The sequence below is a fragment of the Halorhabdus rudnickae genome (assembly GCF_900880625.1).
In the GTDB taxonomy this organism is placed as follows: Archaea; Halobacteriota; Halobacteria; order Halobacteriales; family Haloarculaceae; genus Halorhabdus; species Halorhabdus rudnickae.
In genome coordinates this window covers 1,679,406-1,695,825 of the sequence record NZ_CAAHFB010000001.1, presented here as the reverse complement: position 1 = coordinate 1,695,825, position 16,420 = coordinate 1,679,406, and the positions used below count along the sequence as shown (strand labels likewise).

Sequence of the window (16,420 nt, the reverse complement as noted above, 5' to 3'; positions counted from 1 at the left end):
GCGTACTGCGCGTTAACGGAAAAGTCTCTCGTCGGGACGTCAGGGATCGAACTCGGTTAGCTCCGGTTCCAGAGACTGGCCGGCGTCCGGTCGGGTCGCGAGGTAGGCCCGCCGGTAGGCACGCAACTTGCCGAGCAGGACGGAGAGCAGGATGCCGTCATAGACGAGCACGAACCCGACGAGGGCGATCAAGGGAGCGATCCCGACGGCCTCGGCCACGCCGAAGGGGACGACCGAGACCAGTACGTTGTACCCGGCGTGGACGAACGCTGCGATCAACAGGCCCTTGACGACGATCGGTCCCGCATCGTCGGGGTTGAACTTCGCGAGCCCGAGATAGTAGCCTGCGATCGCCGAGTAGATGACGTGACCCGGCCCGGCCAGAGCCCGTACGGTCGCGATGCCGCTGACCGCCGCCAGCGTCTGTAAACCGCCGTTAGCCGTCGTCTGTGTGGTGATATAGATCGTGTTCTCGATGGTGGCGAAACCGAGACCGGCGACCGCGCCGTAGACCGCCCCGTCGATCACCGCGTCGAAGCGATCGTCACGGAACGCGTGCAGGCGGACTGCAAGCAGTTTCACGCCCTCCTCGACGGGGCCGACGACGACAAGAAACATCGCCACCATCCCGAGGGCGGGGACACCGATCAGTGCAGCCGACCCGACGACCACGGGCTGTAGCAGGGAGTTAACGATCCCGGCGAACCCGGCAAACAGCACGCCCAGCAGGAACGTCGCGACGAGCAAGCTCAGCGGTTCGCCCGTCGTGACGTCCGCCCACCAGACGTACGCCGCCAGGGCGAGAGCCGGGATGGCCGACAGCAGCGTCAACGTCCCAACCACTGGATCGGCTACGGTCCCTAGGCCTCCGAGGAGTACCTGTGCGGCGAGGATCAACAGCGCCAGCACCACCACGGCCGAACGCGCGAGTGTAACCAACAGGTGGTAGACGAAGACGGCCATCCGATCGAGCCGACTCCGGGCGCGCCATTCGGTGACATCCTGCAGATCCAGCGAGCCGTCGGTGGCGACCTGTATCGGGTCGCGTCGGTCCATAGGGGCTCCTGGGACCGGCGACGACAAGTGTCTGCCGGCGAGCTGTGGATCGAGTCGGCCGAGTGGTGGATCGCGGGGACTGGAGACTGTGATCGCGAGGACCGCCACTCGCCTTTAACTGTTGGCGGTCCAAGACACATTCATGCCACGGTCGATCTGTGTCGTCGGTGGCGGGATCGCCGGTGCCGGTGCCGCATTTGCCCTCCCCGATGCGGTCGACGTGACGGTCCTCGAATCCGAGGCCATCGGCGGCCGCCTCGCCAGTCGACACCGCGAGGGCTGCATCTACGATCACGGGGCAGATCACCTTCGGCTGGCGGCCGACGATCGTACGGACCTCGTGAGACGTGTCGCGGGTGAGGCACTGGTCGAGATCACCGCACCGATCCATCAGTTCGACGCCGAGGGGACGATCACCGACCGACCGGACGAGTTCACGCGTTGGAGCGGCGCGAACGGCATCGACGAAATCGTCTGGGCCTTCCTCGAGGCGGCTGACCCGGCGATCGAGGAAGGCACGACCGTCACCGGACTCGCCCGCCGAGACGACGAGTGGGTGGTGTCCGTCGCGGGCGATCGCCGCCGGTTCGACGCGGTCGTGCTGGCGACGCCGGCCGCCGCGACGGCGGTCTTACTCGAGGCCGCCGACTGGGAGGCGTCCGGCCGTCGGCGACTGGCCGAGGTCGCTGGTGACGTCCCGCATCGGACCGTCGATGTCGTGGCGTTGCACTATCCCTTCGCAGTTGAGGTCCCCTACTACGGACTGGTCAGCGTCGAGCGAGCCAGCGACGTGGTCTGGGTGGGTCGCCAGGAGTGTAAACCGGGCCACGTTCCTGCCGGTGAGTCGCTTTTGATGGTCCAACTCGGTGCGCTGTGGTCGGCCGCCAACGCCGGTGCGCGCGCTCAGGAGACGGCCCTGGAGGTCGCCCACCGCATCGCTCCCCTGGTTGGCGACGACCGGCTACGGGAACCCGACTGGTGGGATCACCATCGGTGGGGCCGGGGGCTGCCGGCCGGTAGACCGGAGGACTCGCTGTGCGATCGCACGCTCGAAGACGCCCTCGCGGTCGCCGGCGACTGGGTCGCTGGCGTCGGTCAGGCACACGCTGCCCTCGACAGCGGACTGACAGCCGGCCGGAAACTGGCCGAGCACTTCGGTCTCGAGTCGACGGTCTGACGGACGCTGTTTCCGATCGTTTTAGACTGCTCCGTCGACCCGAAAGGAGAGGTTTTTCGCGTTCGATCGGCAAGCGGGCGTATGGCCATTACCGCCGGCGTCGTCGCCGTCCAGGGCGACGTGAACGAACACGCCGAGGCCGTCGTCGAGGCCGCCGCCGACCACGGCGAAGCTGCCACAGTCATCGAGATCCGCGAGTCCGGTCTCGTCGAGGACTGTGACGTGTTACTCATGCCCGGCGGCGAGTCGACGACCATCTCCCGGCTGATCCACCGCGAGGGAATCGCCGCCGAAATCCGCGAGCACGTCGCCAGTGGCAAGCCCGTACTGGCGACCTGTGCGGGCCTGATCGTCGCCGCGAGCGACGCCGGCGACGACCGGGTCGAGACACTCGATCTGCTGGACGTTCACGTCCAGCGCAACGCCTTCGGCCGACAGAAGGACAGTTTCGAGGCCCCGCTCGACGTCGACGGGCTGGACGAGTCGTTCCACGCGGTGTTCATCCGCGCGCCGGTCATCAGCGAAGTCGGTGATGTCGACGTCCTCGCCACCTGGGACGGTCGACCCGTCGCGGTCCGCGACGGGCCAGTGGTCGGGACCTCTTTTCACCCGGAATTGACCGGCGACCACCGGATTCACGAACTCGCATTCTTCGAGTGAGAGACGCGTCACTGCGCGGGAACCGGGCCGAAATTTCGTCAAAATTTGCTGCTTACTCAAAGAGTCTTCGTGCACACGTAAAATTCATTCGCCTATTTCCAGTCGCCGGGAGGGAACCGCCGACTTATCCTTTCAGGAGACAGAGCGCTCGATAACGAATGTACGCACAGATAGTCGAAAGCGCACTCGGGGCCGGAGCGGTGCTGGACGGATGGGCACTGTTCTTGCCGGTCGAGTTCGCGAGTCGGGCCCAGTTCGGGTGGACGATCAGCGTGCACATCCTCTTTGCGGCCCTTTCGATCGGGCTCGCGCCCTTTATCGTCTACTTCACGTGGAAAGACGTCAGGACAGACGACGAGCGCTACACGCGGTTGCGCTCGTTCTGGTTGAAGGTCTTCGCCGTCGGGTTCGTCATGGGAACTGTGACAGGAATCCCGATGAGCTTCCAGTTCGGGACGAACTTCCCGCAGTTCTCGGCGGTCGCGGGTGAGTTGATCGGCGGCCCGCTGGCCTTCGAGGCGAAGATGGCCTTCTTCCTCGAAGCCGTCTTCCTCGGTGTGTTACTGTTCGGCCGCGAGAAAGTCAGCGATCGGACCTATTTCCTCTCGTCGGTGCTGACTGGCTTTGGGGCCTGGCTCTCTGGCTTTTGGATCCTGGTCGTCAATGCCTGGATGCAGACGCCCCGGGGTTTCGAGATGATCTCCCGCAACGGGATGGAAGTCGCCAAACTGACCGATCCCATCGCCGCGTTCTTCACGCCCCGGATGACCTGGATGTACGTTCACATGATCAACGCGTCAGTGATCTCCGTGGCGCTGCTGGTGGCCGGCGTCGCCGCCTACATCCTCTGGAAGAAACGCGATGCGGGGTCCTGGAACACGGCGCTGAAGATCGCGGTCCTGATCTTGATCGTCGCCGCGCCATTGCAGGCGGTCCACGGTGACGCCTACGGCCGCCACGTCGAGGACACCCAGCCCCAGAAGTTCGCCGCCATGGAGGCCCACTACGAGACCGGGACGGCCGATCTGCACCTCTTTGCCGTCCCGACCGATCCAAGCGCGTTGACCGACCCGCGGGCGGAGAACCTCTTTGCGATAAGCCTCCCCAGAGTCGGGTCGTTCCTCGCCAGCGGGGGTGATTTCGACGCCGTCGTACAAGGACTCGACGAGTACGAGGAGAACCCACCGGTCGCGCTCGTGTTCTGGTCGTTCCGGTTCATGGTCGGACTCGGGTTCCTGTTCATTGCGTTGGCATTCTGGGGCGGGTACCTCATCTATCGGGATCGTCTCTCTGAGAGCAGCCGCTATCTGAAAGTGATGATCGCCGCGTCACCGCTGGGTTATGCCGCATTACTCACCGGGTGGTACGTCACGGAGATCGGCCGCCAGCCGTGGGTGATCCAGGACGTACTCACGACGAGCGACGCCGTCTCCCCGACGCTGACTTCGGCGGAGGCGACTGCGAGCCTGATCGCGTTCGTGGTCATCTATGTCGGCCTGGTGCTGGCCGCGCTGTACGTCCTCCGGTGGCTGATCGAGGACGAACTTCGCGAGCTCGGGGTCGAGGAATCCGCAAACGATCACTGGTACGGCCCGATCCCGGGGGTGACCAGCGATGATTAAACCGCTGATCATCCCGGTTGATAGCTACCTCCATCCGGCGCTGCCGGAGGTCTGGTTCGGCGTCGTCATGTTCGCGCTGACGATGTACGTCGTCCTGGACGGTTTTGACTTCGGGATCGGGATGCTGTATGCGACTCGCGATAACGAGGCCGATCGAGAGACGCTGCTTTCGGCGTTCGGACCGATTTGGGACGCCAACGAGGTGTGGCTGATCGCCTTCGGGACGATGACACTTGCCGCCTTCCCGGATGTATACTCGCGCCTGCTTGCGGATAACTACCTGATCGCACTCGGATTCGTCCTCGCCCTGTTGTTCCGCGGCATCGGCCCGGAACTGCGCGAGCAACGCGAGGACGAACAATGGCAGCGAGCCTGTGACTGGTCGTTTATCGGCGGGAGTACGCTCGCGCCCTTTTTGTTCGGCGTGCTCGCTGGCTCGTGGGTGTTCAGCGTCGGCGCGATCTCGCTGCCCGCCATCCTGACCGGCGTCGGTCTGGTCGCCGTCTCGGCGGTCACCGGCGCGGCGTTCATCGCGGCCAAGACCAGGCCGGCGCTTGCCGGAGAGATGCGTGATCTCGGCATTCTCGCCACGCTTGCGTACCTTGGCGGCGTGGTCGTCCTGCTGGCGGTCGTGATCTGGACCGACGCCGGCGGGGCTGCCGGGACGATCCTTTCGATTCCCGGTATCGCCATCGTCGGCCTCTCGGTCGTGGCGGGGCTCGGCGGGATCGTCCTCGCACTCCGGGATCGCTACCGTGCGTGGCTCTCCGCGGCGCTCGCGCTTCCGACGCTGTTGAGCCTGCTGGTCGCGCTCCTGCTGTACCCGACGATCTACCCGGCGACTGGACTGACCGTCAGCGACGCCGTGGTCTCACCGCTGGCACTCAATCTCACTACGATCCTCGGGCTCCCGGTCCTCCTCGTCGTCTTGTGGTACTTCAAGTTCCTCTATGGCGTCTTCAGCGGCCCAATCGAGAGTGAGGGGTACGGCGTATAGCCGGATCGGTCGTCGTGATTCCGTCACCTGCTTCGACGCGCTTAGGGACCGGCAGTGTATCTGTACCCACATGACCGACGACGCAATCCTCGATGAGTTGTTCGCGGTGATCGAGGACCGTAAGGAAACGCTACCCGAGGACTCCTATACGGCCGACCTGTTCACCCACGAGAAAGGCGAGAACGCCGTCCTGGAGAAACTCGGTGAGGAGTCGACGGAATTGCTGCTCGCCGCGAAGGACGACGACCGCGAGGAAATCGCCCACGAGAGCGCCGACATCGTTTATCACCTGCTGGTTCTGCTGGCGATGAAAGACATGGATCTGGCGGATCTGCGGGCGGAGTTGCGGGAACGGCGGTAATCGTACGGCGCGAAGCGCCGTTTCACTCGAGCGAGCGATAGCGAGGCTCGAATGAAGTGAGAGCCTCGGAATTGCGAACGGCGACCAACGGAAGCCGTGAGTAGCGAGGTCGAGGACTTTTGGCCCAGCTTTTGTGACGAGTGGGTCGCTTTGCGACCCCGAGGAATAAAAGGTGGAAACGATATGGATCTGGCGGATCTGCGGGCGGAGTTGCGGGAACGGCGGTAATAGCGAGGTCGACCGTAGGGAGACCTCGTTATAGGCGAGCGGGGAACGCCGTGACCCGCGAGCAGCGAGACCTCGAAGAAGGCGAACGGTAGCGGATTCGGGAGAGAATACCAAATAGAGAGGTCTCAGACTTGCTCGAAGCGGTGGCGGACAACCTCACTGTCGTCGTCCCACTCGAAGTTGTCATGAGCGTGTTGGAGTCGCTGCCGGTAGTGGTCCAGATCTGGGGACCCTTCGCGCTGTGCGTCTTCGTCCGTCAGATCGCCGAGCATTCGGTGGGTCACGTCGGTCACTTCGAACGTGGTGTCCTCGATTTCAAAGGTGTCGCCCTCCTCGGCGTAGGCCTGACCGCGATGAATCTGTGTCACATCGCCGGAAAGCGCTTGTTCAGTCAGATGGCCGCCGGGAAGGATGTCTTCGACATCTTTGTGTGCCATACCTCCGTTTCGAATCGAACCGATAAAAACGACCGCTCCGCGACATCGACCCTTCGGCGGGAGCTATCAGATTTCGACTTACCCAGCACAGCGGGCTTGCGGCCCGGACGAGCCGGATTCGCGGTCCTTTTCCCGCCGCGCGGGTTACGAACGCCCAATGAGCCATCCATTCGAGAACCTCCCGACGACCCCGACGTCGGAGGAACTCATCGACAAGGCCTTCTCGCGGGCCGCCCGGTCCGGCCGAGCCAAGCAGGGCCACGAGGCCCAGGAGTCGATGCTCCAGACTGCGTCGAACATCCTCTCGGACAACTTAGAGAACGTCGTCACGGCTTGGCCGGACTTCGACGACCTTGACCCGTTCTACCGGGAACTGGCCGACGCAGAGCGTAGCGTCGACGAGTTGCGACAGCACCTCTCGGAAGTCACGTGGGCCAGTCGAAAGACCGACGACATCCGCGACGAGTACCAGTCGCGGCTGCGTAACGCCGATGTCGACGGCGCGCGCAAGCTCCGCAAGCAAGCGTTCGCCCGGCTGGCGGACGTTACCCGCGAGGTGAGCGACGACCTCGCGGCACTGGGCGAGGCCAGAAACGCACTCCGAGCGTTCCCCGACATCCGGCCCGACGAACCAGCAATCGTCGTCGCGGGCTACCCCAACGTCGGGAAGTCCTCGTTCGTCAACCGCGTGACGCGGGCCGACAACGAGATCGCCGCGTACCCGTTCACGACCACGCAGATCCACGTCGGTCACGTCGAACGGGATCACATCCGCTACCAGTTGGTGGACACGCCGGGCTTGCTCGATCGGCCACCGGCGGAGCGCAACGATATCGAAAACCAGGCGATCAGTGCCTTGGAGCACCTCGCAGATGCCGTACTCGTCATGGTCGATGCCAGTGGCGAGTGTGGCTTCCCGATCGACGTGCAACTCGATCTCCGGGACGATGTCGTCGAACGCTTCGAGGACGCCCCCGTCCTGACGGTCGCCAACAAAGCCGACCGATCACGGAGCGTGGAGGCTGACCACTACATGAGCGTCACCGAGGACGACAACGTCGAGGGCGTTCTCGACGCAGCGATCGAAGCCGTCGGGTACGAGCCCGAACTACCATTCGAGGAGTGAGCGGACTGATCGGTTTGTTTCCGGTGGCTAATAGGCCACAACGAGCTGTCCCGACTTTCGTGATGTGAGGACGGCCAGCGTATGCCATCCCGATGCAGCTGATCACCTGACGGACGATCGATATTTCCTTGCGTTTGTTGTCGGTTGCAGCCACAACCTCGCGCTATCCATCGCCAGCCTGGCCACCCAGTCTCAAATGACTCAGGTAGGGTCCAGGCCAGTATTACTGGGGAGAAGATTCGTAATACTTATTCCCATTCTGTTACAGCAATCTCATATGAGCCAGTCCCTGGTCCCTGATTCGGGAGCTCGCCCGCTGACTGTCCGGCGTTTCAAGCCCACGGATGCCGATCGTGTCTGGGAGGTCCACAAAACGGCTATCGAAGACTCACCGCTGCCGTTCGTTTCCAAGCCCTCCTTCGATGCGGACCTGCGAAACATTCCGGAACACTACTTCGAGGCTGGCGGGACGTTCCTCGTTGGCTGTCTCGACGGAACCGTGATCGCGACCGGCGGAATGGCACCCACACAGGAGCATGCGATCGAACTGCGACGCTTGCGCGTCATGCCGAAACACCAGCAGAAGGGGTACGGAACGGCGCTGCTCGAGAAGCTGGAGGGGTTCGCACGCCGGCAAGCGTTCGATCGCATCACCCTGCACACAGACGATGTGTTGACCGTCGCCCAATCGCTGTACGAGGACAACGGCTACGAGGAGACCCATCGGGAACCACACCCGATACTCGATGGAGAAGTCATTTTCTACGAAAAGCCGTTGTGACCGTTCCGATGATGAATCGCATGCCTGGCAGGCGGGATCTCTCATGGGCAGTCCGTGGTGGTCTTTCCCGGCTATGTTCGGTCAGCGTCGTCGCGTTGGGAGCGTCGCTGATCACCTACGGGCTAATCTATCTGACGCCCGGCGACCCCGCCCATACGATCCTTGCCCAGCAGCTACGGCGTGAGCCGACGGCCGCCGAAATGGCCGCCTTTCGAGCCGAGCACGGACTGGACGAACCGTTCGTCCAGCAGTATCTATCCTGGCTCGTCGACGCGATTCACGGGGACTTTGGCTCGTCGTATTACGGTAGCCAATCCGTCCGGGAACTGCTGGCGTTGCATTTGCCAAACACTGCCGAGTTAGCCATCGCGGCGATCGTCGTTGCGGTCGTGATCGCGATCCCGCTTGGCATTCTCAGTGCTGTCCAGTACGATACGTGGATCGATCATACCGCTCAGATCGGGGCGCTGCTGGGTGTCTCGATCCCGAACTTCTGGCTGGGATATCTTCTCATTCTCGTCTTCTCGTTGGGACTGGGACTGACACCGGTCTCGGGATCGGGCACAGTTGGGCATCTCGTCTTACCTGCGATCACGCTCGGTACCGCGATGGCCGGGATCATCACCCGGATCGTCCGCACGTCGGTCCTCGATGAACTGGGCAAAGATTACGTCGTCGTTGCGCGCTCGAAGGGCGTCCGCGAGCGTCTCGTGGTCTATAAACACGCGCTTCGCAACGCGCTCATCCCGGTCGTGACAGTCATCGGGCTACAATTTGGCTTCGTGTTGAACGGGGCCGTCGTCGTCGAAGTCGTCTTTCAGCGGCCGGGTCTGGGGACGCTCCTGGTCGATGCGGTCTTTGCCCGGAATTATCCCGTCGTCCAGGGCGTCGTCCTCGTCACGGCGATCGTGTTCGTCTTGATCAACCAGCTGGTCGATCTGGCATACGTCGCGATCGATCCACAGGTCGAGTCGGGTGTTCGGTCGTGATCGACCAGCTACTCGCCCGGTGGCCGACGCTCCGGTCAGTCCGGACCGCGATCGATTCAGGGCGACGTCGGGTCCGGTCGGCCCCGCCGAAAGTCACACTCGGGGGCGCGATCGTCGCCCTGCTGGGCGTGGTTGCGATCGTGGGGCCGCTGGTGACACCGTACGATCCGGCGACCCAGGCTCTTCGTACCCGACTGGCAGCGCCCTCGCTGGCACACCCACTTGGGACAGACGAACTCGGGCGCGACGTCGCCACACGGCTGGTCTACGGGGCTCGTCTCTCGCTTGGACTTGCCCTCCTCGTGACGGCGATCCGACTGGTCGTCGGGACGGTCCTTGGACTGGTCGCAGGCCTTGCCGGCGGCATCGTCGACGCTTCCTTGATGCGTCTCGTCGATGTCCAACTGGCCTTCCCGGGACTCATTCTGGCGCTTGTCGTCGCCGGCATTCTCGGTCCCGGGTTGGGGAGTATCGTCCTTGCAATCTCGGTCGTCGGCTGGGCCTCGTATGCGCGGGTCGTCCGGGGTAGCGTCCTCTCGGTGAAGAACAACTCCTTTGTTCAGTCCTCGAAACTGTATGGAACCCCCCGCTGGCGCATTGCCGGTCGACACCTGCTACCGAACGTGATGAATCCGGTCATCGTGTTGGCGACGCTGGATCTCGGAACGGTCGTCATCTCGGTCGCCAGCCTGTCTTTTCTCGGCGTCGGCGCACAGCCACCGACCGCCGAGTGGGGCATGATGGTCAATGCCGGCCGTGATCACCTTCGGTCGGCGTGGTGGCTCATCACGGTCCCCGGTGTCGCAATCATGCTGACCGTCATTGGGTTCAATCTCCTTGGCGATGGCCTGCGGGATCTTCTGGACCCGGATCAACAGGCCCTCGAACAACGGAGGAGAGCATGAGCAACTCCCTCACTGTCGAGAACTTATCAGTTCGATTTCGGACAGCCGGCCGTCCCGTCCGTGCAGTCGATGGCGTCTCTTTCGAACTCGAGGCGGGTGAGGTCCTCGGGCTGGTCGGCGAGAGTGGCTGTGGGAAATCGGCAACAGCCAACTCGCTCGTCCGCCTCGAAGCGCCCGGCGAGATCACCCGCGGGACGATCACGTTCGACGGGACTGATCTCACCGAAACCGACGAACGGACGCTTGGGCGACTACGCGGTCAGGAACTGGCGACGATCTTCCAGGATCCCGCGTCCTCGCTCAATCCCGGATTTCCCGTCGGCGAACAGATCGACGAAGCCGTGCGGATCCGCAAGCAGCCACGCCAACAGTCCCTGCTCGGTGAGATCACGTCCCATCTGTGCCGGCACGGACAGACGAACAACCCCGCGAAGGTTCGACAGGCCATGCAGGCGGCGGGCATCCACCAGCCTGACGAATGGATCGATGCCTACCCACACCAGCTGAGTGACGGTCTCCGCCAGCGTGTCATGATCGCCATGGCGCTGGCACGTCGCCCGTCACTACTTATCGCCGACGAACCGACGACAGCCCTGGATACGACGACACAGGCGGCGATCCACGAGACCCTCCGGACGTTGAATCGCGAGTACGGCATGGGTATGTTGTTCATCACCCATGATCTGGGTCTCGTCTCGGAGCTATGTGATCGCGTCCTCGTCATGTACGACGGATCGATCGTCGAGCGTGGCCAGACCGACGCGGTACTGACGGCCCCGAGTCACCCATACACCAAGTCTCTGCTCGATTGTATTCCACGGCGTTCGGAACCCGGGACCACTCTACCGACGATCGACGGTGACGTCCCCGAGCGGACTACCGCGCCGTCAGGCTGTCCGTTTGCCCACCGCTGTCCGTCCGTGACTGCGGCCTGCCGTGATGGGCCACCTGAGACCGTCGAGGTCGCCCCCAGTCATACCGTCGAGTGTGCCGTTCCGAGCGCGCGAGAACCCCGGACTGTCCAACGAACGGCCCCGGCACTTATCGACGGACAGCACGCTGCTGACGGGGGGACAGCTTCGACGGATCGACAGTCCGCGGGGATCGACTCAGGTGCGCGCCGCGAGAACGACGTGAGCGGTACCCCGGCGGCCGCCGCGAGTGAGACCGACACTACGCCAGACGGATCGGACCCGATCCTCGCTCTGGACGGCCTGAGCAAAACCTTCCGAACGTCGGATGCGATCACGGACCGACTCGTCGGGGCGGCCGAGCGACGAACTGCCCTCGAAAACGTCTCGCTGTCGGTGCAAGCGGGGACGACGATGGGGCTGATTGGCGAGAGCGGGTGTGGGAAATCGACCCTGCTTAAGCTGATCGCCGGGTTGGAGACGCCGACCGCGGGGACCGTTCGCTTACACGGCGAGGCTGTCGGTAGCGTCGACGGACGAACGGCCGACCAGCGTTCGGAGATCGGTGTCGTCTTCCAGAACCCACAGCGCAGTATCAATCCGAAACAGACCGTCCGGGAAGTCATCGCCGAGCCGCTGTACGAAGCCGGATGGGGGCGACAGCGGCGGGACGAACGTGTCGAATCCTTGCTCGACTCGGTCGGGCTACCGGTCGAATACGCCGAGCGACAGCCCCGACAACTCTCGGGCGGACAGATCCAGCGAGTGGCGATCGCTCGGGCCCTCGCGTTGGGTCCGTCGATCGTGTTGCTCGACGAACCGACGGCATCACTGGACGTCTCAGCCCAGGCAACGATTCTCAATCTGCTCGCCTCGCTGCAACGCGACCTCGGACTGACGTATCTTCTGGTCTCACACGATCTGGAAGTCGTCCACCACATGGCTGACCGACTGGCAGTCATGTACTTCGGCCAGCTCGTCGAAGTCGGCCCGGCAACGGCGGTCTTTACCGACCCATCTCATCCCTATACACGGACATTGCTGGACGCGATTCCGGGAATCGATGCCGAGACGGACACAGATACCGGGATGGCACAGACACCGCAACCAGCAACGTCCGGGTGTGCCTTTCGCTCGCGATGTCCGGCTGAGACCGACATCTGTCGGAAGTGCGACCCGTCGTTTGAACCGCTCGGTGCGGTTCACACACGATGTCACCACCCCGAGGAGCCGGACGGAGGGGGGTCCAGAAGCTCTGCCGTCCCGGAGGGACAGCGAGCGCCACCCGACAAGGCCCACGAGTCCAGTACCGAGCAGTCAAACCAGCCGACCAGCGGAGAGTCGCCGGGAGCGAACAGCGAGACATCGAACAGCGGTGCGACTACTGACAATTGATACACATGGCAAACGAAACCAACTCACAGCCGATCAGTCGACGAACAGTGTTGCAAGGTGCAGCTGCAGGCGGGGCACTCGCCGTTGCTGGCTGTCTCTCGTCGGGTGAAGACGAGTCACAGACGCTACGTATCGCCTCGACGTGGGAACCGAAACCCGATCCCCTCGACGGGGGGTTGATATTACAGCGATTTGGCCTTACTGAGTCGCTGGTCGGCGTCAGCCACGATATCGAGCCCGTGCCAGAGCTGGCGACTGACTGGACGAGCGACGATTCGGCCCGCCACTGGGAGTTCTCACTTCGAGAGGGAGTTACCTTCCACGATGGAACGACGATGGACGCCGATGCGGTCGTCAGGTCACTCCAACGTGCGGTCAACTCACCGGCGTTTGCCGAAATCCCGATCGACGACGTTCGTGCGAGCGACCACCTGACGGTGACCGTCGAAACGGCGAGTCCACTGGTCTCGCTGCCGGCCCACCTCACTCGTCCCAAGACAGCCATCCTCTCGCCGGCGGCCTACGAGGACGGCAACGTCTCGGCGGTGATCGGTACCGGGCCACTGAAAGTGCAGTCTTGGGAGGGAGCGACAATCATCAACGCTGTCCGAAACGAGGAGTATTACGGGGCGATCCCGGCCGTCGAGTCCGTCCGGTATGAAACGATCACCGACGACCAGACGCGGCGACTCAAATTAGAGAACGGGGATCTAGAGATGGCTCGCATTCTGTCGCTGAGCGACGTCGATCCACTGGAAACCGCCGCCGATATCGATGTCGAGGCCTATCAGATCCCGCGATGTCGCTTCCTGGTGTTCGATACGACAACGACACCGTTCGACGAGATTCCCGTCCGGCAGGCCATCAACTACGCCATCGATACGAACACGATCGTCGAGACCGTCCTCGAAGGCGTCGGGAAAGCGGCCGTCGGGCCGTTCCCTGACTCCGTCGAGCGCTGGCACAACCCGGACCTCGATGGCTATGCCTACGATCCGGAGACTGCCCGGACGCTACTATCGGAGGCTGGCTGGACGAACGACAGCCAGGGAGACGTTCGTACGCGAGACGGCACAGAACTGTCGATCGAGCTTCTTGCATACAATGAACGCCCGCGTTTGCCACTCATGGGAGAGGTCATCCAGAGCCAGCTCGGAGAGATCGGGATCGACGTCGAGTTGTCGGTCTTCGAGTACGCGACGATGATGGAACAGACCAAACAGGACGCCTTCGATTGTTATCTGATGTCGCTATCGATGCTGTGGTATCCCGATCCCGAACGGCTGAGCGATATGTATCATTCCGAGCAATCGACGCTCGAACACGGCTACGAAAACCAGACTGTCGATACACTGTTGGAGACAGCCAGAGCGACGATGGACTACGAGACTCGCAAGCAAAAATACGACGAGGTCCAGGCGATCACGCTTCGGGAAGCACCCACGGCCTTGCTGACCTACTATACGAACGTCGTGGCGACATCGGCAGGTCTCGATGGCTACCAGCCCCATCCTACCGAGAGCGACTACGGGGTCGAATCGATAACACTCCCTGAGGCGTGATCGCTGTCAGTCTCGGAACTGTCTCCGACATTGCCTCTCAGCATAGCTGCCCGACACGACCCACAGACGAGATTAACACAATGGCACATCACCCCCCAGAACCCCATCCAATGTTCCACACCAATACAGTCCGGCCCAATTCGATAGAATGCGACGGTATCGATCGAGGACAGCCAATGAACGTTCCCACGACAACATACACAGCCCCGATTTCGCCGGAACGATCCAGGCCAACAGCTCACAGAGACGGTCACTGGGAGGTGTCCGCCTAATGGATTCGCCAGATGACGAGCCCAAAGCACTCGTCGAACAGTATTGGAACAGGCGCGCCGAAACCTACGAGAGCGACAGCCAGCACGCCATCCACAGCGAGGCCCAGCACGACGCATGGGTGTCGGTCCTGCGGGAGTGGACTGGCGAGTCAAAGCAGGTTCTCGATGTCGGCTGTGGCCCCGGCGTCGTCTCGCTACTGCTGGCGGAACTGGGCCACGACGTTACCGGCGTCGATTATGCCTCCGAGATGATCGACCGCGCCCGAGCCAACGCCGCCGAAGTCGAGGCTTCCCTCCAGTTCCGGCAGGGTGACGCCGAATCCCTGGAGTTCCCCGCCGATTCGTTCGATGTCGTGACGGCCCGGCATCTCGTCTGGACGCTGCCCAATCCCGTTGTGGCCATCCGGGAGTGGATACGCGTCCTGCGCCCGGGCGGGCGTCTCGTACTCGTCGAAGGCCACTGGGACTTCGATGAGCCCTGGGACGAATACGCGGATATCCACGAGGACCTGCCGCTGTATGACGGCCCGTTCGCGGAGCAGATGGAAGCGTTCCTTCGTGACCGGGGGCTGGCAGACGTAGTCTCGAAACCATTGACTGACGCCGTCTTCTGGGGGAACGACATCGAAAACGAGCGCTATATCGTCCGTGGCGACGTACCGCTCTGAGCATTGAAATAAGTCCCAGAAGCGTCTTGCTGTCCTCGACGCGTGAGTGCATCAGCGCTCGGCGAGTGGCTGTTTGGGTGTCTGTAATATCGTTGCAACCAGAAGACGACGGCGGTAGTCACAAGCGATCCGAAACCGTCCGGCACAATCGTTTCGATCCAACGCGGTCAAGGTCCCAATGGAACCTGGTGAACTGAGTGGGGCCGCCACCACGTCCCCGTCACGTACCAAAACTAACCGAAGCAAATACAGCCCCAGGCGATCGGGGCCAAGTTGCGTGATGATCTTCTCGACGTGGCAGTCGAAGCCGGCGGATATAAGCCGGCACTATCCTTCGAGGAATCGGCCTGTGAGAGCACACTCAACGTGCTGACGCCCACCCGAGTAAAACGATCGATCATCCTCATTTCGTACCACTTGCCTGTGATTTTCCGGGTTTCACGGCTCGACGCGTCCGAAACGCTGAAATAGACGCTGGACAGCGTACACGAACATGAACCGTGAATTCAGTATGGATCGTCGCGCCTACCTCAGGACTGTCGGTGCCGTCGGGACCGCCGGCGTCATCGCCGGTTGTCAGGGCGGTAGCGACGACACGATCACACCCGGTACGAACGCGGCCTTCCCGCCCTTCGAGTACACCCAGGACGGGACGGTCGTCGGCTTCGACATCGACCTCGCCGAGGAAGTGATCGGCCGGGCCGGCTACGAGGTCGGCGAGTGGGTCGACATCGATTTCGGCACGCTGATCCCATCGCTCAAAGAAGCCGATCTCGACCTCATCGCCGCAGGGATGACGATCGAACCCGATCGCCAAGAACAGATCGACTTCTCGAATCCGTACTGGGAGTCCAGCCAGGCCGTCCTCGTCCGTGACGGCGGTGACTTCCAGCCAAGCAGCGTTGGGGACCTCGCGGGTCGGCGGGTCGGTGCCCAGGGCGGGACGACCGGCGAGGGACAGATCGAAGACCTCATCGAGGAGGGGACGATCAGCGAGAGCGACTATCGCCAGTACGACAACTACACGCTTGCCGTCCAGGATCTGGAGAACGGCAACGTCGATGCCGTCGTGATCGACATCCCGGTCGCCGAGACGTTCTCGGCAGAGCGGTCGGTCGCCATCGCCTTCGAGATCGACACCGGCGAACAGTTCGGTCTCGGGATGCGCCAGGACGACGACCGACTCGCCGACATCAACGACGCTCTGGCCGAGATTCGCGAGGACGGCACGTACGATGACCTCGTCTCCGAGTGGTTCGAGTAAGGATTCTCG

The 16,420-nt window shown here is 62.8% G+C and carries 15 protein-coding genes; 13 read left to right on the top strand and 2 right to left on the bottom strand.

Going from position 1 to position 16,420, the window contains the following annotated elements:
* Nucleotides 1–39 precede the first annotated feature (39 nt).
* Nucleotides 40–1,056 carry a PrsW family intramembrane metalloprotease gene (locus BN2694_RS08505; RefSeq protein ID WP_135663998.1) on the bottom strand — a complete coding sequence of 339 codons (1,017 nt, stop codon included), beginning with the start codon at nt 1,054–1,056 and terminating at the stop codon, nt 40–42.
* A 142-nt stretch (nt 1,057–1,198) separates the two neighbouring features.
* Here BN2694_RS08505 and BN2694_RS08500 point away from each other — a divergent pair, with 142 nt between their 5' ends.
* From BN2694_RS08500 to hisE, 5 genes are all read left to right on the top strand, one after another.
* Nucleotides 1,199–2,233 carry an NAD(P)/FAD-dependent oxidoreductase gene (locus BN2694_RS08500; RefSeq protein WP_135663997.1) on the top strand — a complete coding sequence of 345 codons (1,035 nt, stop codon included), beginning with the start codon at nt 1,199–1,201 and terminating at the stop codon, nt 2,231–2,233.
* 81 nt (nt 2,234–2,314) lie between these two features.
* Nucleotides 2,315–2,893, top strand: coding sequence for a pyridoxal 5'-phosphate synthase glutaminase subunit PdxT (gene pdxT / locus BN2694_RS08495; protein WP_135663996.1), 579 nt, complete (start codon nt 2,315–2,317; stop codon nt 2,891–2,893).
* A gap of 158 nt (nt 2,894–3,051) precedes the next feature.
* Nucleotides 3,052–4,515, top strand: coding sequence for a cytochrome ubiquinol oxidase subunit I (locus tag BN2694_RS08490; protein WP_135663995.1), 1,464 nt, complete (start codon nt 3,052–3,054; stop codon nt 4,513–4,515).
* Nucleotides 4,508–5,512, top strand: a complete 1,005-nt coding sequence (locus BN2694_RS08485) for a cytochrome d ubiquinol oxidase subunit II (RefSeq protein ID WP_210408928.1) — start codon at nt 4,508–4,510, stop codon at nt 5,510–5,512. Before BN2694_RS08490 ends, BN2694_RS08485 begins: the two co-directional genes overlap by 8 nt.
* 70 nt (nt 5,513–5,582) lie before the next feature.
* The gene (gene hisE, locus BN2694_RS08480; protein ID WP_135663994.1) at nt 5,583–5,873 is read left to right on the top strand and encodes a phosphoribosyl-ATP diphosphatase; all 291 of its coding nucleotides are present in this window, start codon (nt 5,583–5,585) and stop codon (nt 5,871–5,873) included.
* A 353-nt stretch (nt 5,874–6,226) separates the two neighbouring features.
* On the opposite strand, the gene BN2694_RS08475 is transcribed toward hisE, so the two are convergent.
* Nucleotides 6,227–6,538 carry an ASCH domain-containing protein gene (locus BN2694_RS08475; RefSeq protein WP_135663993.1) on the bottom strand — a complete coding sequence of 104 codons (312 nt, stop codon included), beginning with the start codon at nt 6,536–6,538 and terminating at the stop codon, nt 6,227–6,229.
* Between the two features lie 157 nt (nt 6,539–6,695).
* Between BN2694_RS08475 and BN2694_RS08470 the strand changes: the two genes are divergently transcribed.
* The 8 genes from BN2694_RS08470 (at nt 6,696) to BN2694_RS08435 (ending at nt 16,411) form a co-directional block, all read left to right on the top strand.
* Nucleotides 6,696–7,664, top strand: a complete 969-nt coding sequence (locus BN2694_RS08470; protein WP_135663992.1) for an NOG1 family protein — start codon at nt 6,696–6,698, stop codon at nt 7,662–7,664.
* A gap of 277 nt (nt 7,665–7,941) precedes the next feature.
* On the top strand, nt 7,942–8,445 hold the full coding sequence (locus tag BN2694_RS08465) for a GNAT family N-acetyltransferase (protein WP_167879991.1): 504 nt from the start codon (nt 7,942–7,944) through the stop codon (nt 8,443–8,445).
* A gap of 20 nt (nt 8,446–8,465) precedes the next feature.
* Complete coding sequence (gene nikB / locus BN2694_RS08460; protein ID WP_135663990.1) at nt 8,466–9,434, top strand: nickel ABC transporter permease; 969 nt, start codon at nt 8,466–8,468, stop codon at nt 9,432–9,434.
* The gene (gene nikC / locus BN2694_RS08455; RefSeq protein ID WP_135663989.1) at nt 9,431–10,339 is read left to right on the top strand and encodes a nickel transporter permease; all 909 of its coding nucleotides are present in this window, start codon (nt 9,431–9,433) and stop codon (nt 10,337–10,339) included. Before nikB ends, nikC begins: the two co-directional genes overlap by 4 nt.
* Nucleotides 10,336–12,645: a dipeptide ABC transporter ATP-binding protein gene (locus tag BN2694_RS08450; protein WP_135663988.1), complete on the top strand. Its 2,310-nt coding sequence runs from the start codon at nt 10,336–10,338 to the stop codon at nt 12,643–12,645. Before nikC ends, BN2694_RS08450 begins: the two co-directional genes overlap by 4 nt.
* Before the next feature lie 5 nt (nt 12,646–12,650).
* The gene (locus BN2694_RS08445; protein ID WP_135663987.1) at nt 12,651–14,207 is read left to right on the top strand and encodes an ABC transporter substrate-binding protein; all 1,557 of its coding nucleotides are present in this window, start codon (nt 12,651–12,653) and stop codon (nt 14,205–14,207) included.
* 271 nt (nt 14,208–14,478) lie between these two features.
* A complete protein-coding gene (locus BN2694_RS08440; RefSeq protein WP_135663986.1) occupies nt 14,479–15,147 on the top strand; it encodes a class I SAM-dependent methyltransferase in 669 nt (222 codons plus the stop codon).
* Between the two features lie 493 nt (nt 15,148–15,640).
* Nucleotides 15,641–16,411 (top strand): basic amino acid ABC transporter substrate-binding protein, encoded by a 771-nt coding sequence (locus tag BN2694_RS08435; RefSeq protein WP_167879990.1) that lies wholly within the window; start codon nt 15,641–15,643, stop codon nt 16,409–16,411.
* The last annotated feature ends 9 nt before the right edge of the window (nt 16,412–16,420 follow it).